The sequence below is a fragment of the Acetivibrio straminisolvens JCM 21531 genome (genome assembly GCF_000521465.1).
GTDB classification, from domain to species: Bacteria; Bacillota; Clostridia; order Acetivibrionales; family Acetivibrionaceae; genus Hungateiclostridium; species Hungateiclostridium straminisolvens.
Genome location: NZ_BAVR01000059.1, coordinates 1 through 24,390, shown reverse-complemented (window position 1 = coordinate 24,390; position 24,390 = coordinate 1). Strand labels below are relative to the sequence as shown.

The following is a 24,390-nucleotide window of genomic DNA, read 5'->3' as shown; positions in this document are numbered from 1 at the left end:
GTTGCCAAGTTTGCATACTCTTGTGCAGAAAAAGGGGTAAGTCTTGATGATGTAGTTGCCAAATTAGGGGTCGCTGCATAAAGTTTTACATTTTACTGCACAAGTCAAATTTCTTTATTTACTCTCCGGTTGCCGGAGGTATTAGACTGAACTTGCAAGATTAAAACCTTTTGATCTTATTGAAAATGGAAAAGGAAAATCAAAAGAAAATACCGGTCAAATTCAAATCAATTCTTAATAATTCTAAAACTCTATTATCCACAAAAAGAACAAATTTAACATTCTCTTAAAATTCCCAACTTAAAAAAAGGGGGACTTCCGTAAAAGTAAAACAGAGGCAAACAAGTAAATTTTAATATGCAATATTTTGACTTCTACCATAAGAACGAATATTATTTCCGAATTCTTCATTTATACACCTAAAAATAGTTGTAGTTAAGTCTGAACAATTTTCGAAATTTGCCGCAAATAATTACAAATAATTATTTTTAAGGGGTGAATTGTATGAAAAAGAGAGCAATTTTAAGCATGCTCTTGGTATTATCTTTAATTTTTGTCAGCATTCCTGAATTGCAATATCCGGTAATGGCTGCTTCCATAGAATTAAAAGGGACGGATATTTACAACGGATTAAGAGGACAAAGCTTTAACGAGGGATGGAAGTTTAATAAAGGTGACGTAAGCAATGGGCAAAGTGTAAATTATAATGACAGCAATTGGTCGGATGTCACTTTGCCTCATGACTGGAGTATTTTTAATTCCTTTAATCAATGGTCTCCTGCAGGAGATGGGGGAGGCTACTTAGACGGAGGAATCGGATGGTACAGAAAAACTTTTACCGTACCTTCAAATTATTCCGGCAAGAAAGTTTTCATAGGATTCGACGGGGCTTATATGAACAGCCAGGTATGGATAAACGGTAACTTCTTGGGCAGCCGTCCATATGGATACAGTTCTTTTGAATACGACTTGACCCCATACCTTAACATAGGCGGCAAAAACGTAATTGCAGTCAAAATCAACAACAACCAGCCCAACAGCCGCTGGTATTCGGGAAGCGGTATTTACCGCAACGTATGGCTTACAGTTTTGGATCCGGTCCATGTAGACTATTGCGGAATGTTTATAACAACTCCAAAGGTAAGCAGAGATTCGGCTACAGCCAATGTGAGCACGAAAGTGCTAAACCAGAGCAATTCGGCCAAAGCAGTTTCTTTGAAAACTACAATTATGGATGCAAGTGGCAATCAGGTTGCCTCCGATATATCATCAACAGTTAACATATCAGCCGGTAGTGACAATATATTTAACCAAAATATTACAGTATCTAATCCCCATTTATGGGCTCCTGATTCCCCTTATCTTTATATGGTTCAAACAGAAGTAATTGTTGACGGAAAAGTGGCTGATACCTATAGGTCGACCATGGGATTTCGTTACTTTAACTTTAACAGCACTACCGGTTTTTCTTTAAACGGCGTTAACATGAAAATGAAAGGAGTATGCCTTCATCATGACTTGGGAGCTTTGGGAGCGGCAGTAAACTACCGTGCCATTGAAAGACAGCTTCAGATTATGAAAGAAATGGGCTGTAACGCTATTCGTACATCACATAATCCTCCGGACCCTCAAGTGTTGGAAATATGTGACAGGTTAGGCTTGATGGTTATGGATGAAGCATTTGATTGCTGGGAAACCGGTAAAACTGCCAATGACTATCATCTGTATTTCAAAGATTGGGCCAAAAGGGACCTTCAGGATTTTGTAAAAAGAGACCGCAACCATCCATCAGTGATTATGTGGAGTATAGGCAATGAGATTCCCGAGCTACCGTTGAAACTGCCACAAAGCTGAAAAACTGGGTGAAGGAAGTTGATCCTACTCGTCCGGTAACATGGGGTTGTTTTGCTATAAATATGGGAGATGAAACTTATAAAAGAATTGCAAGTGTTCTTGACTTGGTGGGATACAACTATTTTCCCTTTATGTATGACCAAGGACGCAAGGAACATCCCGAATGGATAATGTTCGGTAGTGAAACAAGTTCGGCGGTAAGAAGCCGGGGTGTCTATAAAACTCCGACCAATCAGAATATACTGACCGATAAGGACAACCAGTGCTCATCTTATGACAACAGCGTGGTTGCCTGGGGTAACAGTGCAGAATCGTCATATTACGAAATCAACAGGCGGAGTTACATGTTTGGTGAATTCGTTTGGACGGGATTTGACTATATCGGTGAACCGACACCGTACAAATGGCCATCTAAAAGCTCATATTTCGGTATCGTTGACACATGCGGATTTCCAAAAGATATATATTATTTCTATCAGAGCAAGTGGAGTGACAAGCCGATGGTGCATATCCTGCCCCATTGGAACTGGTCAAACGGTACTACTGTAGAAGTTTGGGCTTATAGCAACTGCGATACGGTGGAGCTTTTCCTAAACGGTACTTCCCTTGGAGTAAAGAGTATGGGAAATAACGGCCACGTTTCGTGGAATGTTCCTTGGACTCCCGGAACGCTCAGAGCCAAAGCTGTCAAAGGAGGGACAGTGGTTTATGACGAGGTAACTACTGCCGGAAATCCCGCCAAGGTAAGGTTAAAACCGGATAGGACAACTATTGCGGCTGACGGCAAGGATTTGGTATTTATAGAAACCGATATTGTAGACAACAACGGCGTTCTTGTCCCAACGGCAAGCAATACTGTGAACTTTTCCATATCCGGACCTGGAGTAATTGTCGGAGTTGACAATGGAAACCCTGCAAGCGTGGAACCCTACAAGGCAAACAGCAGGCAAGCTTTTAGCGGAAAGTGCCTTGTGATAGTCCAAGCGACCAAAACCAACGGGACTATTATAGTAACGGCCAACTCGAACGGATTGGAATCCGACAGAGTGATTATTGAGACAACCGGAGGGGAGCCGGAACCGACTCCTGTACCAAGGTCGGCTTTTACGCAAATCGAAGCGGAAAGCTACGACATTCAATCGGGAATCCAGACTGAAGAATGCAGCGAAGGCGGGGAGGATGTAGGATATATTGAAAACGGAGATTTTGTGGTCTATAAGGCTATTGATTTTGGTAACGGGGCAGCAAGTTTCAAAGCCAGAGTAGCCAGTGCTACAAACGGAGGTAATATTGAGCTTAGGCTTGACAGTATTGACGGTCCTATAGTGGGTACTTGTCCGGTTACGTCCACTGGCGGTTGGCAGGAATGGGCTGATGCGACATGCGAGGTAAGTGACTTAAAAGGAGTCCATGATCTTTATTTGAAATTTACCGGAGGTAGCGGCTACCTGTTTAATATAAATTGGTTCACTTTTGTTGAAGGAAACAATGGCGTGCATTTGGGTGATTTAAACGATGACGGAAAAGTAAACTCGACAGACCTTCAGCTCATGAAAATGCATGTGCTCCGTCAAAAACAGCTTACAGGAACAAGCCTCTTAAATGCAGATGTAAACAGGGACGGTAAAGTGGATTCTACCGATGTTGCATTATTAAAAAGATATATATTGAGGCAAATATCTTCTTTTGATGATTATGCCAAATCTTAAGTGGAGGTATAGAAGGATGAGGAAAGTCTTTTTATCACTGCTTGTGAGTGTTTTAATTATAAATCTTTATATTCTGCCGTGTTTTGCGGACAATCCGATAGTACAAACAATCTATACTGCTGACCCTGCTCCCATGGTATATGACGGGAGATGCTATGTGTATACCACTCATGACGAGGATGTCCTTATTGATAACTTCTTTACAATGAATGACTGGAGATGCTACTCAACAACAGACATGGTAAACTGGACCGATCATGGTTTGGTGCTGTCCTACACTGACTTTAGCTGGTCAAGCGGTAAAGCGTGGGCAGGGCAATGCGTAGAAAGAAACGGTAAGTTCTATTTTTACGTTCCTCTGGGAAAGAAAGGCGGAGGAGAGGCGATTGGAGTTGCAGTAGCGGACAGTCCGACGGGTCCGTTTAAAGATGCCTTGGGGAAGCCTTTGATAGACCGGGGAGGCTGGGGTGAGATAGACCCCACCGTGTTTATCGATGATGACGGGCAGGCATACCTTTATTGGGGAAACCCTGATCTTTACTATGTGAAACTGAATCCGGACATGATTTCGTATTCGGGGGGAATTGTGAAAGTACCTCTTACAACATCAGCCTTCGGAACCCGAAGTAAAAACGACAGACCGACTTCCTATGAAGAAGGCCCGTGGTTTTACAAGCGTAACAATTTATATTATATGGTGTTTGCCGCAGGTCCGATACCCGAACATATTGCATATTCAACAAGCACAAGTCCTACCGGACCGTGGACCTATCGCGGTGTAATAATGCCGACTCAGGGAGGCAGCTTTACCAATCATCCCGGAGTAATTGATTATAAAGGAAACTCCTACTTCTTCTATCACAACGCTGCTTTGCCGGGAGGAGGAGGTTTCCACCGTTCCGTTTGCGTGGAAGAGTTTAAATATAATCCCGACGGAACAATCCCAAGAATCAATATGACTAAGGAAGGGCCTGCACAAATAGGCACTTTAAATCCATATGTAAGAAACGAAGCCGAAACCATTTGCTGGAGTTCAGGTATCGAGACGGAGAAATGCAGTGAAGGCGGAATGAATGTAGGCTTTATTGAAAATGGGGATTACATAAAGGTTAAGGGTGTAAATTTTGGTTCCGGTGCTGCATCCTTTGAGGCAAGAGTGGCATCGGCAACTAGTGGCGGAAACATAGAAATTCGTCTTGACAGCCCCACAGGAAAATTGGTGGGAACATGTGCCGTTACAGGAACTGGGGGATGGCAGACTTGGACTACGAAATCCTGCCCGGTTTCCGGTGCCGAGGGTGTACACGATTTATACTTTGTTTTTAAGGGCGGCAGCGGTTATTTGCTTAATATAGACTGGTGGAAGTTTACTCCGGCCGGTGCGGATCCAACGCCAACACCGACTCCATCACCAACGCCTGATGTGCTTTTGGGCGATTTGAATAATGACGGAAAAGTAAACTCGACAGACTTTCAGTTGCTGAAAATGCATATACTCCGTCAAGAACTTCCGGCAGGCACAAACCTTTCAAATGCGGATGTAAATAGAGACGGAAAAGTAGATTCCAGTGACTGTACTTTGTTAAAAAGATATATACTGCGTGTTATACCCTCTTTTCCTGAAGGTTAAAAAATTAATGAGTTTGGGAGTGGGACTATGATAAATGGAATTATAAAAAGACATTTGATAGTAATGATGGCTTCGCTGATTACGGTATGTGGATTATTACCGGTAAATACGGTAAAAGCAGCGGAATCGGTAACTTATTATGTATCTCCCACCGGTAGTGACAGCAATCCGGGTACAATAGATGCACCTTTTAAGACAATTACCAAAGCTCGGGGCGTGGTGCGAACCGTCAACGGCAATATGAAAGGTGATATTTATGTATATCTGAGGGGTGGCACTTATAACATTACCGAAACAATCACGTTCGGTCCTCAAGACTCGGGAACGAACGGATATCGAATTTATTATATGGCGTACCCCGGCGAAACACCTGTATTAAGCGGTGCAACAAAGGTTACAGGCTGGACGCTGCACAGCGGCAATATATACAAGGCACAGTTAAACCGTTCGACAAAACTACGAAACCTGTATGTAAATGACAAGAGAGCTTCAATGACCAGTAAGAGGGTAACTGCCAGAGGAGGACACGGAACTTATTCCGTTACTGCCGGGCAGGCTCCTTGGGCGTGGACCAGCGGAAGCAAGAGTGACGGGGTCCGGTACGATATGTCGGAAGTACCGGAAATTACCCGCAACAAGGACGATCTTGAGATAGTAAACGGAACTACATGGAATGAGAATATTGTTTGTACCCGTGATGTAATTACAGCCAACGGTTACAGGGTGCTTCTTTTGCAACAGCCCTACGGTCCATAGCACAGACCCCAGGGTGGGGTGCGGCTTTTTCTACTTCGGGTACCCATACAATTTATAATGCCTTTGAATTTTTAAATTCTCCGGGCCAATTCTATTTTGACAAAACAGAAAAAACCCTCTATTACTATATCCGTCCCGGAGAAAATATGGAAACTGCCGAAGTTTGGGCCCCGATGGTTGAAAAACTCATTGAGATTTCCGGAACATCAACTTCAGACAGGGTTAAGAACATAACTTTCCAGGGCATTACCTTTGCATATACCGATTACAACCTTGTTGAGGTCGGAGGTTCCCGGGGTAAAACGACATGCCAGGCTGCGCAAGGCTTTATAGCTTTTTACAACGATAATTGGCACAACACCAAATATGATCTTGTTGATACACTGCCGGGAATGATCAATTTAAGGAACTGCGATTCCATCGATTTTATTGAAAATGTGATTAAACACAGCGGTGCAGACGGTATTTCCATGGTAAACGATGTTATAAACTCCAAGGTCATCGGCAACTATATTACCGATATCACATCAAGCGGTATAACCGTAGGTCATCCGCAGCATGTTTATATAGGAGACGGCGGAAACCGTGCAAAATATCCTCGCGGAGTTGAAGGCGTTTGTAAGAACAATACCATTTCAAACAATGTCTTGTATGACATAAGCATGGTTCCGGGATTTGGCGGATGTGCCGCGATAACTGCGTACTTTGTAGAAAGTCTTGAAATAACCCATAACCATGTCCAAAAGACGGCTTACAACGGTATACATTTGGTTGGGGATGGTGCAATTTTAAAGACTCCACAACGTGCAAGAACAACACAATAAGCTACAACAGGGTTGTTGATACCTTGTCCAGGCTTCATGACAGCGGAGCAATATATACCATAGGTCAGATGCCGGGTACAAATATCAACGAGAATTATGTAAAGGGCATTCCGCCGGCAACATACGGCCCTACCTATGGTTTGCATAACGACGAAGGCACTGCATATATAATTGAAAACGACAACGTCCTGGATATCGACCCGGGAGTAAAATATACCATCAACTGCGAAGATTTCGGAGAAAAACACAATTTGACAATCCTAAGGACCTATGCGACGGTGAGCAAAATGGGTAAAAATCCTCCAAACAGCAAAATTGACCCTCCCGTTGCGGTTCCGGATAATGTATGGCCGCTTAAGCAGTATAATGTGTGCCTGAATTCGGGAATTCAGGAGGAATATAGGAGACTTTTGCCCGACAGCTTGCTTTCAACACCGGATTATGTATTCCCGGCAAGCTGTGCTGCAGAAGCTGCGTCAATTATAAATATAAGGAGCAGCGGAGACCCTTCCAATACGGTATGGTTTGCACCGGCCGGGACGACAACCTTTGTTGAAGGAGCTACCATGACCAAGGCGGCAGGAAATGCGACTTCTATTATTGCACCGTACACTGCCGGAACATACAAGCTGTATATACTTAATTCACAGGGTGTAAAAATCGGAGAATCGAAAGCAATATTGAGAGTGAGCGGTTCTGCCAATCCTCCGTCTGACGAACCGCAGTTGGCCTTTACACGGATTGAGGCTGAGAGTTACAGCGGGCAATCGGGAATACGAACCGAAGACTGCAGCGAAGGCGGAATGGATGTAGGGTATATTGAGAACGGAGATTATGTTGTTTATAAGAACATAGATTTTGGCAAAGGGGCGGCAAGTTTTAAAGCGAGAGTAGCCAGTGCTACAAGCGGGGGTAGTATTGAGCTTAGGATTGACAGTATTGACGGGCCTGTAGTGGGTACTTGTCCTGTTGCCTCCACTGGCGGCTGGCAGGAATGGGTCGACGCGGAATGCGAAGTGAATACTCTAAAAGGAGTCCATGACCTTTATTTAAAATTTACCGGTGGCGAAGGTTACCTGTTTAATATAAATTGGTTTACATTTGTTGAAGGAAACAATGATGAGCATTTGGGAGATTTAAACGGCGACGGAAAGGTAAATTCAACAGACCTTCAGATATTGAAGAAGCATTTACTCCGCATAACTTTACTTACGGAAAAAAATCTTTCAAATGCGGATGTAAACAAAGACGGAAAAGTAGATTCGAGCGATTTTAGTTTGTTAAAAAGATATATCCTTCGCACTATACCTGGGTTTTAAGCCGTATTTTAAACATTGAAGCTTTAAATTTTAATAAAAAATAAAAATAAAAAAGGGAGGAAAAATATGTCAAGAAAAGCTTTAAGTGTGCTACTAGTTTGCTTGATGCTTATAACATATTTAGGCATCACAGTAAACACTTCATCGGCAGCATCGCTGCCAACTATGCCGCCATCGGGATATGACCAGGTAAGGAATGGCGTCCCAAGGGGGCAGGTTGTTAATATTTCTTATTATTCTACAGCAACAAACAGTACAAGGCCCGCAAAGGTTTATCTGCCACCGGGATACTCGACCAGTAAAAGGTATAGCGTTTTGTACCTATTGCATGGTATAGGTGGAAGTGAAAACGATTGGTTCTGGGAAGGGGGCGGCAGAACCAATATAATTGCCGACAATCTAATTGCCGAAGGAAAAATCAAGCCTGTGATAATAGTTACACCCAACACTAACGCAGCGGGACAGGGAATAAGTGACGGTTATGAAAATTTCACAAAGGATTTGATTAATTGCCTTATTCCCTACATAGAATCACGCTATTCCGTTTATACAGACCGTGAACACCGGGCAATTGCCGGTCTTTCAATGGGAGGGGGTCAATCCTTCAATATCGGTTTGACCAATCTGGACAAATTTGCCTATATTGGCCCTATTTCTTCGGCTCCGAATACCTATGCCAATAACAGGCTGTTTCCCGATGGAGGAGCTGCTGCAAGGCAAAAGTTGAAATTGCTATTCATTGCATGCGGAACCAATGATTCTCTAATAGGATTCGGACAAAGGGTACACGAATATTGCTCTGCCAATAATATTAACCATATCTATTGGCTTATTCAAGGAGGGGGACACGATTTTGGTGTTTGGAAACCGGGTTTGTGGAATTTCCTCCAATTAGCAGAACAGGCAGGATTTACAGATTATAATGCGCCACCGCCACCGACACCGACCCCAAGGACAGCTTTTACACGTATCGAAGCGGAAGACTTCAATAACATGTCGGGAATACAAAATGAAAGCTGTAGTGAAGGTGGACTGAATATAGGTTATATAGAGAATGGAGATTATGTTGCTTATACCAATATAGATTTTGGTAGTGGAGCAGGAAAATTTCAGGCCAGGGTAGCAAGTGCCTCCAGCGGAGGAAAAATCGAGATAAGGATTGACAGTATTAACGGTCCTTTGGTAGGAACTTGTTCGGTTGAGGGTACTGGCGGTTGGCAGCAGTGGGTTGACGTGACATGCGATGTCAGCGGGCTAAGCGGAATCCATGATCTCTATTTGAAATTTACCGGTGGCAGCGGTTATCTGCTCAATATGAACTGGTGGAAGTTCACTCCAGCCGAGTCAAAACCAACGCCAACACCAACACCAACTCCTAATGAGCATCTGGGAGATGTAAACGGTGACGGAAAAGTAAACTCGACAGACCTTCAGCTTATGAAAATGCATGTACTCCGCGAAAAACTGCTTACAGGAACAAGCCTAATAAATGCGGATGTAAATAGGGACGGTAAAGTGAATTCTACCGACTGTAGTTTATTAAAAAAATATATACTGCGTGTTATATCTGAGTTTCCTAAATAAGATATAGTTTTTCAAATTAGTTGCGATCTAAAGCCCGGTATACAATGCGTTTGCAAAAATGTTTACCGGGCAGCCAAATTTTAATTGGGGGGTCTAGCATGTTATTTGCAAAAAAACCAAAAAGAAGCCTTGGGCTAAAAAAAGCCATTGTTATTCTATTGGTATTATGTATGTCACTTTTACAAAGTATTTTTGTCTATGGCTGGCAATCCGATAACGGAGACGGAACCTTCAACAATCCGCCATTGTATGCCGATTATCCGGACCCAAGTATAATCAGGGTTGGCAATTATTTTTACATGGCTTCTTCTACCTTTGTAGGTGTACCCGGGCTGGTTATTTTAAAATCGGAAGATTTGGTTAACTGGGAAATTGCCGGTCATTGCATATCATCGTTTACCGGTGACAGTAAGTACAACCTGGAGGGAGGTACAAAGTACGGAAATGGTTGCTATGCTCCTTCCATAGCCTACAAAAACGGAACATTCTATGTGGCGGTTACTCCCAACGGTGAAAGAACCCGTATTTATTACGCCAAGGATGTGGCCGGACCTTGGAATTACAATACTTTAGGGGGTAGTTACTTTGACCCTTGCTTGTTTATTGATGATGACGGCTCAGCATACTTGGCCTATGGCGGAGCTTGGGAGAACTCGATAAAAATGATACAGCTAAATTCCAATTTGAGCGCCACAGTAGGTTCATCACGAGTAATTCTTTCATATAAAAGTGTTGAAGGTACACATTTGTCGAAAGTCAACGGAAGATATTATTTATTTAATGCCGTACCGGCACAAAGGTTGGTATGTTCGAGGGCAAATAACGTATGGGGTCCTTATGGTGAAACCATAACCCTGTGTACTGCCGGAAAAGGAGGACATCAGGGAGGTATTGTCGATTTGCCCGACGGCACTTACTGGGGATATCTTCACCAAGATGACGGCGCAATCGGCCGCCCCACCAGAATATGTCCTATTACATGGCAGAATGGCTGGCCTATGTTCGGTAGACCGGGATATATAGGCCAGGTTGAATCGAAATATACCAAACCGATACAGAATAAGCCTATAAAAGTTCCGGCGGCTTCAGATGAATTTAACTCCGATTCTTTAGGACTTCAGTGGATGTGGAATCATAATCCGGATAATTCAAAATGGTCCTTAACCGGAACCTCATTGAGATTAAAAGCTACTACTGCAAAGGATTTTTGGACTGCCAGAAACAGCTTGACTCAAAAAGGCCAGGGACCCATTAGTACAGGTACCATTAAAATCGATTGCAGCGGTATGCAGCCCGGAGATATATGCGGATTGGGAATGCTGGGAGATCCGCGGGGTTATATAGCGGTTACCAGGGATCCAAAACGTATAATAATGACGGAGGAAGAGGTTGTAAAGGCAACTGTTAACAATATAACTTCGAATATCTTATATTTCAGGCTGGAAATGAACTTCATGACCAAGCAGGCAAGGTTCTTCTGGAAAGATGACAACAGAGATTGGCAGCAACTCGGACCGGCAATAACCATGGGCTTTGACTGGCAGTATGGAACATTCCAGGGAGAACAGTATGCCATCCTGAATTTCAATCCTAATGGAAGCACCGGTTACATGGATGTTGATTGGTTCAGGTTAAATGATATACCCGGTGACAATCAGACGCCCCAACCCACACCGACTCCCATTCCGAGACAGGCTTTTACGAAAATTGAAGCGGAGAGCTACAATAATCAATTGGGAATTCAGACCGAAAAATGTTCGGAAGGCGGAGAGAATATAGGCTTCATTGAGAATGGGGATTATGCTGTTTACAAAAACATTGATTTCGGTAACGGTGCTGCAAGTTTTGAAGCCAGAGTTGCCAGTGCTACCAACGGAGGTAAAATTGAGCTTAGGATTGATAGTATTAACGGACCGTTGATAGGAACATGCCCTGTAGCCGGAACGGGAGATTGGCAGACGTGGAACACTGTATCTTGTGATGTCAGCGAAGTAAAAGGCAACCATGACCTTTATTTAGTATTCACCGGAGGTAGCGGTTATCTGTTTAATGTAAATTGGTTTACTTTTATTGAAGCAAACAATGATGAGCATTTGGGCGACTTAAATGGAGACGGAAAAGTAAACTCGACAGATCTTCAAGTATTGAAAAAGCATTTACTCCGCATAACTTCGCTTACGGGAAAAGAACTTTCCAATGCGGATGTAACCAAAGACGGCAAAGTAGATTCCAGCGATTATACTCTATTAAAAAGATATATACTCAAGTTTATAACGGATTTTTAGAAAGATGAAAATGAAATGGAATTGAGTTATACTTAAAGTATGATTCTATTTCAGGGAGGGAGATTCTAATTAAAACTATGAAAGCAAGTATAAAAATTAGAACAGTTGCATTTGTATCTATTATTGCAATTGTCGCAAGTATTATAAGTTTTATTCCGAACCGGGCATATGCAAGCCCGCAGAGAGGCCGTCCGCGCCTTAATGCAGCCAGAACTACATTTGTAGGCGACAATGGACAGCCGTTACGCGGTCCATATACTTCCACGGAATGGACGGCGGCAGCTCCTTATGACCAGATTGAGAGAATTAAGAAACTGGGATTCAATGCTGTACACCTTTATGCAGAGTGCTTTGACCCCAAATATCCTGCAGCCGGAAGTAAAGCTCCGGGATATGCAGTTGATGAAATTGACAAGATAGTGCAAAGGACTCGTGAGCTTGGTCTTTACCTGGTAATAACCATAGGTAATGGTGCCAATAACGGAAACCATAATGCAAGATGGGCGAGGGATTTCTGGAACTTCTATGCACCGCGTTATGCAAAAGAAACGCATGTGTTGTATGAAATACACAATGAGCCTGTGGCATGGGGCCCTCCATATTCTTCTTCGACGGCCACTCCTCCCGGTGCCGTTGATATGGAAATTGACGTTTACAGGGTTATCCGTTCACATGCTCCGGAAACACCGGTGTTGCTATTTTCCTATGCGGTATTTGGAGGCAAAGGGGGAGCGACCGAAGCCTTGAAAGACATACGCGCTTTCAACAAGGCGGTTTTTGGCAATGAGAACGCAGTGTGGACAAACGAAGCTGTAGCGTTTCACGGATATGCCGGTTGGCAGGAAACCACCATCGCTGTCGAGGAGCTTTTAAAAGCCGGTTATCCCTGCTTTATGACTGAATATGCCGGAGGAGCTTGGGGAAGCGGTATGGGAGGTCTTGATATCGAACTTACCTACGAGCTCGAGCGCATGGGAGTCTCTTGGCTTACTTTCCAGTATATTCCTCCTAGCGGTGTGTCGGATGATGTTACAAAGCCGGAATACTTTTCAGCATTGGTTGAAAGTTCCGGTCTTTCGTGGACTCCCGACTACGGGAACTGGCCGGTGGCCCGCGGTGTGCACGGCAATGGCGGATTGGCCAGGGAAACTGCGACATGGGTTAACAACTTCTTAACCGGAACAACCCGTATCGAAGCAGAAGACTTTGATTGGGGCGGAAACGGGATTTCGTATTATGACACAGATTCGGTGAATATTGGCGGCCAGTACCGTCCGGATGAAGGAGTGGATATTGAGAAGACTTCAGACATAGGTGGCGGTTACAATGTCGGATGGATTTCAGAAGGTGAATGGCTCGAGTATACCATACGAGTTCGGAATCCCGGGTACTATAACCTTTCGCTGCGTGTAGCAGGTACCAACGACAGCAAAGTTCAAATAAGTTTCGGAAACCAAGACAAGACCGGGGTTTGGGAGCTGCCTGCTACAGGAGGTTCTCAGACTTGGACCACAGCCACAAGGCAGGTGTTTCTTGGAGCCGGCCTGCAAAAAATACGCATCAATGCTTTGGCCGGAGGATTCAATCTGAATTGGATTGAACTTTCTCCAATATCTACAGGAACCATTCCCGACGGAACATATAAATTTTTGAACCGTGCCAATGCAAAGACATTACAGGAAGTAACCGGCAACAACAGCATAATAACAGCCGATTACAAGGGAATTACGGAACAGCACTGGAAGATTCAACACATTGGCGGCGGACAATACAGAATCTCATCGGCAGGCAGAGGTTGGAATTGGAACTGGTGGATGGGTTTTGGAACTGTCGGATGGTGGGGAACAGGCTCCGGTACTTGCTTTATTATAAGCCCACGGGTGACGGTTACTACAGAATCGTACTTGTCGGTGACGGCACGAACCTGCAAATATCCGCAGGTGATGTGAGCAAGATAGAGGGAAAGGCTTTACATGGTGGAGCCAATCAACAGTGGGCAATACTTCCGGTTTCAGCTCCCATGTTCCCGACAGGGCTAAGTGCGGCACTTGATTCTTCCGGTAATGCGGCCAATTTGACATGGAATGCCGCTCCGGGGGCAAACTCTTACAATGTTAAACGTTCTACCAAAAGCGGTGGTCCGTACACAACTATTGCCACCAATATCACATCGACAAACTATACCGACACCGGTGTGGCAAAGGGTACTAAATACTATTATGTTGTCAGTGCGGTAAGCAATGGAGCGGAAACTCTAAACAGTGCGGAAGCGATACTGCAATACCCTAAACTTACGGGTAATGTTATTGGTACTAAAGGCTCATGGAATAACATGGGGAACACGATTGACAAAGCTTTTGACGGTGACCTGAATACGTTTTTTGATGGCCCGACAGCGAACGGATGCTGGCTGGGACTGGATTTTGGTGATGGTGTGAGGAATGTCATTACACAAATTAAATTCTGCCCGCGCTCCGACTTTGAACAGCGCATGATAGGGGGAATTTTTCAGGGGGCAAATAAAGAAGATTTCAGCGATGCAGTGACACTGTTTACCATTACCTCACTACCAGGCTCCGGTACGTTAACTTCGGTAAATGTAGACAATCCAACCGGCTTCCGCTATGTCCGTTATTTATCGCCTGATGGCAGTAATGGTAATATTGCAGAGCTGCAGTTTTTCGGTACACCGGCCGGTGAGGAAGATGATGTGCATTTGGGCGATATAAACGGTGACGGAAAAATAAACTCAACAGACCTTCAGATGCTAAAAAGGCATTTGCTCCGTAGTATCAGGCTGACAGAAAAAGAACTTTTAAATGCGGATACAAATAGAGACGGCAAAGTGGATTCTACCGACCTTGCTTTGTTAAAAAGATATATACTTCGTTCCGTACCTACTTTGTAACGAAAAAAACCTCATCCAAAAATTGAGGCGATGAGAAGCAAAACATTTTTCTCATTGCCTCTTTTTTTTTCAATACCAATTCAACGTTTTTCTTTCGTATTCTTTGCAAGTAGAATTACTAACTAAGCTGGAACTGTAGATTAGAGATAGCTGATTTACTGTGTGTTCAGCATTTTCATGAATAAATCAGCAGTAAATAATATGAAACATTAGTTGTTAATTGTTTGTATACCATATGCACAAAAGATTCTAACATGCTCCAAAATGAATGTAAACTTTTTATCATTTTTCTATTTTATGTTTCCATATGCCTTTGAATCATAAACCAGGATATGTAATTATATGATAAACATGGGTTGTTCAAGAGGGTTTCAAGGGTTATTCAAGGCTTATTAAATGCTTTTTCAACGAATTCTCAACGGTCCTTCAAATGTAAATTAAAATCCGGTGCTAAAATTTGCTTTGTAAATCAAGTTTTATTCGAAAAATTCCCGGGTTTTTATTTGGATAAGACAGGCATTCACGCTATAAGAAAATACAGGTACTGCAAAAATCTTGTGAATTAAGAGGGGATTAAAATGACGGAAGATATTCAATTGTATCAAAACTTGTTGAGGTCGTGGGATGTATGCATGCAAAAAGGAATATCCAGGAAAGCTAGTAAGCCTTTATTGAAGCTGCCAAGAGAAGAACTGAAACTGATCATCGAAAAGAAGCGAAACAGAATAAGCAAATTTAATGAATTTATATACAGACATATTGATACACTGAAGAACATAAAAAACGATTATTGTTTTGTGCTGGCAAATGAGGAAGGTTGTTTGATAAGTGTTAAGTATAGGCCTGGAATGATTGAACGTGAATTTGAATATAAAGAATTTTTTGTACCCGGAGTGTTTTTTGCTGAAGAAAGCATAGGAGTAAATTCCATTTCCATTGCGGGAATATTGAAAAGACCCATACATATATATCCCGGTTTTCATTACTTAACTAAGCTGAAAAACTGGTATGAGTACTGCATTCCTGCGGTAAACAAGGGAAAAATGGCCGGATATATTGCGGTTGTCAGTTTTGGGCAGCCTATATCGAAAGCATTGGAAGGTTTTACAGATTTACTGGCGGTTAATTTATTTTATGAATACTTTGCAACGGGAAATGAAAATACAACTGATTTAAGCACATCACAGCAGCTTACAGAAAGGCAGTGTGCAATTCTTAGAATGATTGCACAGGGATTGTCGGATGAACAAATTGCCCAAGAATTGAATTTGTCTCTTGCAACAGTAAAATATCACAATCAGATTATATTTAAAAAGCTCAATGCATCCAGCAGGGTTGATGCTGTTGTTAAGGCTATAATGCTAAACAAGATAACCTTTTATGACCTATATAGCAAATATGCGTAGAATGCTAAACGCCCCTATTTAATTTTTGCTTGTTAAGCATTATCTTGCAGGGAAAATTGCAGTGATTCCGGATACTTGCTATTAGCGGCAATTGCTTATTTTTTGATTATATAAAGCTCTAAGTTTACTGTCGATTGATGTACTTATCGCTAGTAAACCTAGAGCTTTTTGATTATTTTAGTCTACAATGCTTGCTGATAAGCTTACCCTATCAATCTTTCCTGTGGAGGTTTTGGCCATATCTTTAATTCATTATCCGGAGTATATGAATTAAGTATTTCTTTAAAATCCCGCGGAGGTTTTGTTGAATATTCCTTGAAAAAGAGTTGAAATTCTTTTAAGTGGCGTATAGTTTATGGCGTTAATGCTCAAATTTAAATATCCAAATTTATAAAGTTGTGATAAGATAATATAATACTTAAGGTACAGGAGGAGGGGGTATTTGTAGAATATTGGGAACATAAGTGTAGCAATTCATTTTTTGCAAAAAAATAGAGATCATTATATTAAAATGCACTGGAAAAAAGGAACAAAAAATGATATTTTATATAGAGAAATGGGGAGTGAATACGATGGAAATAAAAATATTCACTATTAAAGATTTATTAGAAGTGATATTTGCATCTATAAACAGAAGTGCAGGATATTTTGCAGATGCATATCTTCTTAAAAGTGTTTCAATTGTTTCTAAATGGAAAAGTAAAAAGGTAAAGCCACAAAAAGAGGATATAAATAAAATCGTAGAATTTGTAGTTAAAGAATCAACGATTGTTGAGCAAAAAACTATTCGTGACAAAATAAATTGCCTTGTAAATGAATCTTCGCTTAGTACTGATATAAAAGAATTCATACTTTGCATTGAGGATTTTGAACTTTTTCTAAAAGAAACGCTAACAATAGCTGTTTCACAAAACAGTAGCTGCTTTGAAGCTGTTATTCAGGAAGAGAAAAATGAGAAAGATATGGAAAACATATTTATAGCTAAAGACAATGTACTTTTATCCGAAGACCCTCCCGACCCTCCTGAAAATGCAAGCAAAGTTTTATATGAAGATAATGATAATTTATATTCCAAACCCAGATCATATAAAAGCAGTAAATACATAAATAAAATTAAACTAACTTTAGTTGCCGCTTCAGCACTAGTCATTATAATTTCATTTGTTTTATTCGAGCAACTCAGTGTAGCTGATAATGCGAAAAAACCACAGCATTCACCCTTAGTAAAAAGTGATGATATTGATTCTCAAAATGGTTCCTCTTCTAATAAAGATGATACTGCGGACTTGAGCCAACCGCAATATGGGCATTCCAATATTGAACTTACTGAAGGTTCTCCCGAATCCGTAAATAAAAAACAGGAAGAGAACTCGGAGGAAGTTGCTGCAACGGATGATATGAATGGAAACAGCAGCATCAACCCCGAGAGTGAACAAATTTCAGAAGTTTCAAAGAATAATGGAGCGAACGCAGAGGCTTCACCAAAACACAACGGTATATACATAGAAATAGGTGACATAATTAGCGGAAATAATAATATCATGATAAGCAATCCTAAGGACAGCGTTATAAGTATTGTTTACAGACATTACTAATTTATGTATTTGGGGAGAGTATAAATGTCGAAATTTTATGTCGGTTTGTTAATTTTATGTCTGATTTTCATGGGGCAATTTATTAATAGTTCTGCTTTAAACTCGAATTTAAAAACAGAAAAATCTGTAATCACTGATCTCAACCCTAAAGTGGTAGGAGGGACAGTATATGTTCCTGCAAAAATAGTTTTTCTATCTCACGGTTGGGAAGTTACATGGTTGTCAAAGGACAAAATGCTTATTGCCGTAAAAGACAATGAAAAAGTTATTCTGAAAATTGATTCCAAAAAAGCAATCATAAATGGGGAAGATGTTGAACTTAGCGATATTGTCAGAATTATAGATGACGAATCCTACATACCTGTTGATTTTGCAACACAAAAATTCGGAGAAAAAGTGATTTGGGACAAGAATGGTAACATAATAATGGTAAGCCCGGATTTTGAATCAAATGTTATAGTGAATGGACATGGCAATATTATTATCGCCAAGGCAAAAGGAGTTATTTTAGATATATTAGAGCCAATTAGCAGCGATACGGCTTACGATTTGCTCCGTGCCGCAGATACCCTTCTTGAAAATAACAATATACCGGAAGCTATAGAAAAATATAAAAGTGTGTTGGAAAATATATCGAAAGAAGGAAATCCAAACTATTATGCCCATGCATCAAAGGGCATGGGAGATGCATACAGCATACTTGCACAAATAAAAGATACAAAGGCAAATATTGAGAAGGCTATATCCTCATATGAGAATGCGATTTCAATCTATCTGCCGAAAACAATACTGTCAACTATTATTACACCTTGAATAATCTTGGCAGTGCGTATAAAGTACTATGGGAAACAACGGGAAGAAAAGAGGACCTTTTAGAAGCTGTAAATTATTTCAAAAAGTCCTTGGACGTTGACTGTACCGAAAAATACATACTTGATTATGCCTTTATAAAATACAATATGGGTTCTGCATATCTTGAACTCAAACACGAAAGTTTGGCATTGGAATGCTTGATGGAAGCAAAAGATATATATGAGAGCTGTCTGGAGAATCTGGAATTTAACAATGACAGCTATACGCGGTCATCGATACAATATGGCTTGGGAAACACATACAAGCTTTTGTCAAAACTAATGTTTAAAAAAGAGTATCCGGAAAGAGCATCGGCCGCGTATAAAGAAGCTTTAAAGATTAGAACTATAGAATCTTATCCTTTTGATTATGCAGATATACACAGATGCATGGGAGAATTATACGGTGATATTGCTAAGCAGGGTATTTCTAAAGACAGTCTTAAAAAAGCTTTGGAGGAATATAAGGAAAGCTTGAGCATTTACTCTTTGGAGAAATATCCAATACATTATGCAAAAGTCAATTATGAAATGGCGAGTTTATACATGCTCGCGTCATACACACAGGAGGATAAGATGGGTAATTTTATAAAAGCAAATAAAGCTTTCGGGGAGGTGATGAAAGCATTAAGTAAAAATGAGATTTAGGCTATTTTAAAAGATATTAAGAGATTAAAAGGGGAGGAAGTATAGGGTTATGTTTAAGAAGTTCGGAATAATAGCAATAATTGCCGTAATAATACCGTGTTTTTTTATGCTTACATGCGGTGCAGATTCAAATAGTGAGGTGCTGGTAAACATAAACAGCATATCGGTAAAGATGGATATTCAACCGCGTATAGTTAATGGTGAAGTATTTGTACCTGTCAGGGAAACTCTGAACCTTTTCGGAATGAAAGTAGAATGGGATAAGTCATCAAGAACAGCTATAGCAACTAAGGAAAACAAAGTTATCGGTATAAAGGCTGAAAGTAATAAAGTATTGATAGATGGCGAAAATATAGATTTCAAGTTTTCTTCCTTCATATATAATGACAGGCTTTTCATATCACCGGAAATCTTTCGGTATGGATTTGGTATGGCTTTTAGTTTCGACAGTGAAAACAATACATTAAATGTATGGAGTACGGATAAAAATGACATTCTCATTAATGGTAGTGATAATATTCTGATAAAAGATTGTATCGACAGTATTATAAATATTACCCGCAGATATAAGCCAGATAAGCTTGGCGATGAAATAGAGAGTGCAAATAAATTATATGATGACAAAAAATATATCGAAGCCATAAAAAGTTACGAAGAAATTCTAAAAAGTATATCCAGCAAAGAAAATCCTGAAGAATACGGTTATATAAATTTAAGTATCGGAAATGCATATTTGGCGCTGGCTCAAGAAGCTGATACGGAAAAAAACGCTGTTAATGCCATAGCAGCATATAAACAGGCATCAACCGTAGACTCAAGAAAGATACAAGCATCGGCAAGTTATGGCTTGGGACAGGCTTATAATGTGTTGGCCAGAATAAGGAACAGCGATGCAAACAGTAAATTGGCCTTGGAATATCTCGAGGATGCTTTGAAAATATATAAATTGGAAGATTATCCATTGGAATATGCAAGGATACAATTGCAAAAAGTAACCTCTTATATAAATCAGAATGCGCATAACGGAAACACTGAAAGTCTTTACAACTCTATCGGTATTATTGAAGAGGTGTTAAGTATTTTCGAAGAAGAAGAGTATATGATCGGATACGCAATGGCTCAGAATAATTTAGGTAAATGCTACTTTAATTTAAGCTATGCGGAAAATACCAAAGAAAATCTATATAAATCTATAGAAGCTTATGAAAATGCTCTAAAAAACTTAAATGAAGAAGAATATCCCTATGAGTACTGTAATATCAGAGGTAGCCTAGGGGCTTGCTACATAAATCTTTCAGTTATAGATAAAAATATTCAGTACGTTAAAAAAGCGATTCAAAACTTTGAAGAGCAATTGAAGATGTCTGCTTTTGACAAGTTCCCTGTTAGATATGCTAGTTCTAATTTTAACTTGGGACTCGCATATGCTAATCTTTCGGAGTTTGAAGATTTAGAGCAAAATATTCTAAAATCTATTGAGTTTTATAAAAATTCATTAAAAATAAGAAATGTTTCGGAAACGCCAATATATTATACTTATGCTATCCAAGGTATGGGAATTCAATATCTTAGATTAGCCTATATAAAAGATAGTGAGGAAAATATCTTAAAATCTATTGATTTATTGAATGAAGCTCTTAAAATTTTTACCGATGACAAGTATTCCTTGGACTATGCGTATACATGCAGATATTTAGGATTAGCTTATAATAGGCTCAGTTCAATTAAAAATCGAGAAGAAAATCTAAATGAAGCAATTAAACTATTTGAAGAAGCAATAGAAATTTGCAAGATGAAAAATGAAATGCATACGGCGGCTTTAACAAATATCTTGCTAGGAGAAGCATATTATCTTTTGGCTTTGATAGAAGAGCCTGAGAAGAACTTATCAAAAGCATATTCTGCTTATATGGAAGCTCAAGAGATAATAACACTTGATGAGGTTATGTATGCAGATATACTGGAAAGCTTGGGAAATATTCTTATATTCAAAGCTGAGCTTGGCGATGGGGAGGAAAATTTAGGTGAAGCATATGGCTTTTTTGAGAAATATTTAATGATATACGGTAATATGATGCAGATTGATGAAAATTATGAAGCAAAATATCATAAAGGAGAATATTACAAAGGAAAGGTTTATCATGCGTTGTCTCAAATAATGGATAAGGAAGTAAACTTAAATAAGGCAATAGAGTTGTATGAGAAATTTTTAGAAGTTTATACAACAGCGGAGCATGATTTGGGTTATGCCAACGTCCGGGTTTCACTTGGAAAAGCATATGCGGAGCTTTTGGAAGCCGGCAGAGAAGAATATTTCGATAAAGCCTTGGAGTCCTTTGAAGAGGCATTGAAAATTATATCGATTGACAACAGTTTTTATGACTACGCGATAATTTTGGCGGAACAAGCTAAAGCATATACGAAAATGGGAGAAATAAAGGCATCTAGGGGGCATTTTGAAAAAGCCATTGAAAAAATTATGGCAGCTTTAGAAGTATGCACAGCTAATGAATCTCCTTTTGAATATGCATTGATAAAGGCTGGTTTGGGAGATGTTTATAGAGGACTTGCCCGGTTGGAAGATAAGGAAGAGAACCTTAATAAGGCAGTTGCAGCATACGCAAAAGTATTGGAAATAAAAGATATTCAAGAGTTCCGCCTGCGTTACGCTGAAGTACAGTATAAGCTGGGGCTTTGCTATTTTGAGTTGGCCGGAATAAAGAACCCGCAGCAAAATTCAAAGAAAGCATTAGAATATTTCGAAAAGGCTCAGAAAGTTTGCTCGGAAGAGGGATATCCAATACTTCACGAGCAAATAGTTAAGGCCATAGAACAAGTGTGGAATAGATTCTTTTAGACAATTGAAGTATCAATAAATTTGATTGCCACTTTAACCGGGCTCATTGCCCGGTCAAAGTGGCAATTATTTTTATGAGTTTTATCTTGTATAAAATGAAGCAGGTTCTTTTTAAGAGCAATGAGCTATGTTAATGCTACTCTAGAATTAGAGTAGTATTAACAATTGACAAGTAATAATATTACATTTATACTCTATTAAGTAAATAAATAATAACTGCTATATTAAAATGAAATGAATTTTATATTGAATAATACTTCTCAAACTAATATAATCTATGTTTTATGTTTGTGATGCATAGAAATAATCTACAAAAATAGGTTGTTTAAGAAACTAATGTTTTGTAGAAAAATTTATAAAAAACAAGAATGGAGTAATGGCAATGAAATTAAATAAAATAAAACTAAAGTTTGGTATATAAGCTTAATTTTTACTTGAAAATAAACATATAGTGGTTTTACCACTATATGTTTATTTTCAAACACTGAATCTTTTAGACATTAAATTACATTGCATAGGAGTATGATAGATTTCATGAAAAAAGTAATTAGAATGTTAATCAGACAGATTACAGCTTATCCGGTTTCGTCAATTTTTATAATAATTGGATTTGTTATTTCTCTGACATTGATTTCTTTTGGCACAACAAGCGTTATAGAAATGGCTGAGAAATTATCAGCTAAATTAAATTATGAGCCTCAAAATGCTATTAAAATAAGAGTTTCTTTACATAAAGACATAGAGGAAAAGGATGTTTTAAGCTTGTTTAGCGGGATTTCTGAAAATACTGGTGTTATTTTTAATAATATTTATTCTTTTATTGACAAATTGGAAGATAGAGGCATGATAGCTATTGAAGGTGAATATTATTCAAAGGATATTCTAAGGAGATATCCTTTGCTAAAGGGACGATACTATACAAGAAGTGAGTTAAATAATGGAGATAATGTAGTTTTAATAGGAAAAGAATTGGAGAAATATAGTGAAGAAAAAGGCAAAGAAAAAATTATTATGATTCAAAATATTGAATATAAAGTTATTGGAATAATTGGAGAAAGAGAAAAAAAGTCAATTCTGGATTATAAGGTAGTTATGCCTATTACATCTATACCTGAGGTGCATAAAGACAGAATTAAATATTCAAAAGAACTTGATTTTACTATACATAGTAATTATGGCGACACATATAAAGATTATAAAATTATTCGCCAAAACATAAATATGTTTGATGCAACATCGTCGATTGAAGAAAATATTATAGAAAACGATGTGGACATTGTTACAAGTATTTTGTCAAGACCAAGTATGCAGGTTTCACTATCCGTATTAGTATATATTTTTTCAATAATAAATTGTATAAACCTTACATCTTATTGGATAAATAAAAGGAGATATGAAATAGGTGTAAGGAAAGCTTTTGGGCAAACAAACTTCGATATTATTTATCTTCTTTTTAAGGAAATGCTGATTATTTCTGTATTCTCATATATATTAAGTTTAATAATACAGTTGTTCTTAAAGCTCTTTTTTACAGAGATTATAGGGATGCAAATTGAAATATCGGTAACACACTTTTTGACTTCAGCTTTTTTTGTCTTATTATCATCAGTACTAACGGTAATTATACCTGCGTTAAAGTCGATAAAGATGCAGCCGGTTGATGCGATGAAAGTTTAGAGAGGAGACGAATATGAGTTATTTTAAGATTATTTTTTCATCTTTTCTCAAAAGAAAACTAACTTATTTGCTCATAGTAATACAGCTTGTAATCACTTTTCTTATGTTAATAAAAGTATTTACAAATATTAGTGTTTTTTACTACCAGGAAAATAGTATTAAAAAATATACGAATTTAGATATGAACAAAACAGTCAGAGTAATATTTGAATATTCAGAAGAAACTCCAAGCTTTGTGGATAAGTTTAATGTGTTAAAACAATACATTAATAGTCTTGAAGGAGTAAGAGGCTATGGCGGGTATGATGGTACAGGCATGTATATTAATGATTTGGCTGAAAACGAAGATTATATTAATTTATTAGTGTTGTGCATTAAAAAGTAATAAATTGTATTACCAATAAAATAGCAAAACAAAAGCATAAGCAGACCAAATGTGGTAGTTTTGAATTGACAGATAAAAAACTATTTCCACGGGGGGTCAAAA

At 39.3% G+C, this 24,390-nt stretch carries 10 protein-coding genes and 3 pseudogenes; all 13 read left to right on the top strand.

The genetic code is table 11. The features are described 5' to 3' along the window. Positions 1 to 504: 504 nt before the first annotated feature. A pseudogene (locus JCM21531_RS25130) lies at positions 505 to 3,563 on the top strand (carbohydrate-binding protein). Positions 3,564 to 3,579: 16 nt separating this feature from the next. Continuing rightward, positions 3,580 to 5,193 carry a family 43 glycosylhydrolase gene (locus JCM21531_RS13820; protein ID WP_038290793.1) on the top strand — a complete coding sequence of 538 codons (1,614 nt, stop codon included), beginning with the start codon at positions 3,580 to 3,582 and terminating at the stop codon, positions 5,191 to 5,193. Positions 5,194 to 5,220: 27 nt separating this feature from the next. Next, positions 5,221 to 8,092, top strand: a pseudogene (locus tag JCM21531_RS13815) (carbohydrate-binding protein). 66 nt (positions 8,093 to 8,158) lie between these two features. Beyond that, positions 8,159 to 9,676 carry a carbohydrate-binding protein gene (locus JCM21531_RS13810; protein WP_038290790.1) on the top strand — a complete coding sequence of 506 codons (1,518 nt, stop codon included), beginning with the start codon at positions 8,159 to 8,161 and terminating at the stop codon, positions 9,674 to 9,676. 98 nt (positions 9,677 to 9,774) lie between these two features. Then, positions 9,775 to 11,961, top strand: a complete 2,187-nt coding sequence (locus JCM21531_RS13805) for a carbohydrate-binding protein (protein ID WP_038290784.1) — start codon at positions 9,775 to 9,777, stop codon at positions 11,959 to 11,961. A 77-nt stretch (positions 11,962 to 12,038) separates the two neighbouring features. After that, positions 12,039 to 14,869 (top strand): annotated as a pseudogene (locus JCM21531_RS13800) (carbohydrate-binding protein). 578 nt (positions 14,870 to 15,447) lie between these two features. Further along, positions 15,448 to 16,275 carry a response regulator transcription factor gene (locus JCM21531_RS13795; protein ID WP_038290783.1) on the top strand — a complete coding sequence of 276 codons (828 nt, stop codon included), beginning with the start codon at positions 15,448 to 15,450 and terminating at the stop codon, positions 16,273 to 16,275. 572 nt (positions 16,276 to 16,847) lie between these two features. Further along, positions 16,848 to 17,870, top strand: a complete 1,023-nt coding sequence (locus JCM21531_RS13790; protein ID WP_038290781.1) for a hypothetical protein — start codon at positions 16,848 to 16,850, stop codon at positions 17,868 to 17,870. 24 nt (positions 17,871 to 17,894) lie between these two features. Next, positions 17,895 to 18,683 (top strand): stalk domain-containing protein, encoded by a 789-nt coding sequence (locus JCM21531_RS13785; RefSeq protein ID WP_038290778.1) that lies wholly within the window; start codon positions 17,895 to 17,897, stop codon positions 18,681 to 18,683. Then, entirely contained in the window at positions 18,680 to 19,369 is a 690-nt protein-coding gene (locus tag JCM21531_RS13780) for a hypothetical protein (protein ID WP_038290773.1), read from the top strand. The genes JCM21531_RS13785 and JCM21531_RS13780 overlap by 4 nt, the downstream gene beginning before the upstream one ends. Before the next feature lie 49 nt (positions 19,370 to 19,418). Beyond that, positions 19,419 to 22,226 (top strand): stalk domain-containing protein, encoded by a 2,808-nt coding sequence (locus JCM21531_RS13775; protein ID WP_038290772.1) that lies wholly within the window; start codon positions 19,419 to 19,421, stop codon positions 22,224 to 22,226. 534 nt (positions 22,227 to 22,760) lie between these two features. Next, a complete protein-coding gene (locus JCM21531_RS13770) occupies positions 22,761 to 23,903 on the top strand; it encodes an ABC transporter permease (protein ID WP_038290770.1) in 1,143 nt (380 codons plus the stop codon). 13 nt (positions 23,904 to 23,916) lie between these two features. Continuing rightward, complete coding sequence (locus tag JCM21531_RS19165) at positions 23,917 to 24,288, top strand: hypothetical protein (protein ID WP_038290768.1); 372 nt, start codon at positions 23,917 to 23,919, stop codon at positions 24,286 to 24,288. The last annotated feature ends 102 nt before the right edge of the window (positions 24,289 to 24,390 follow it).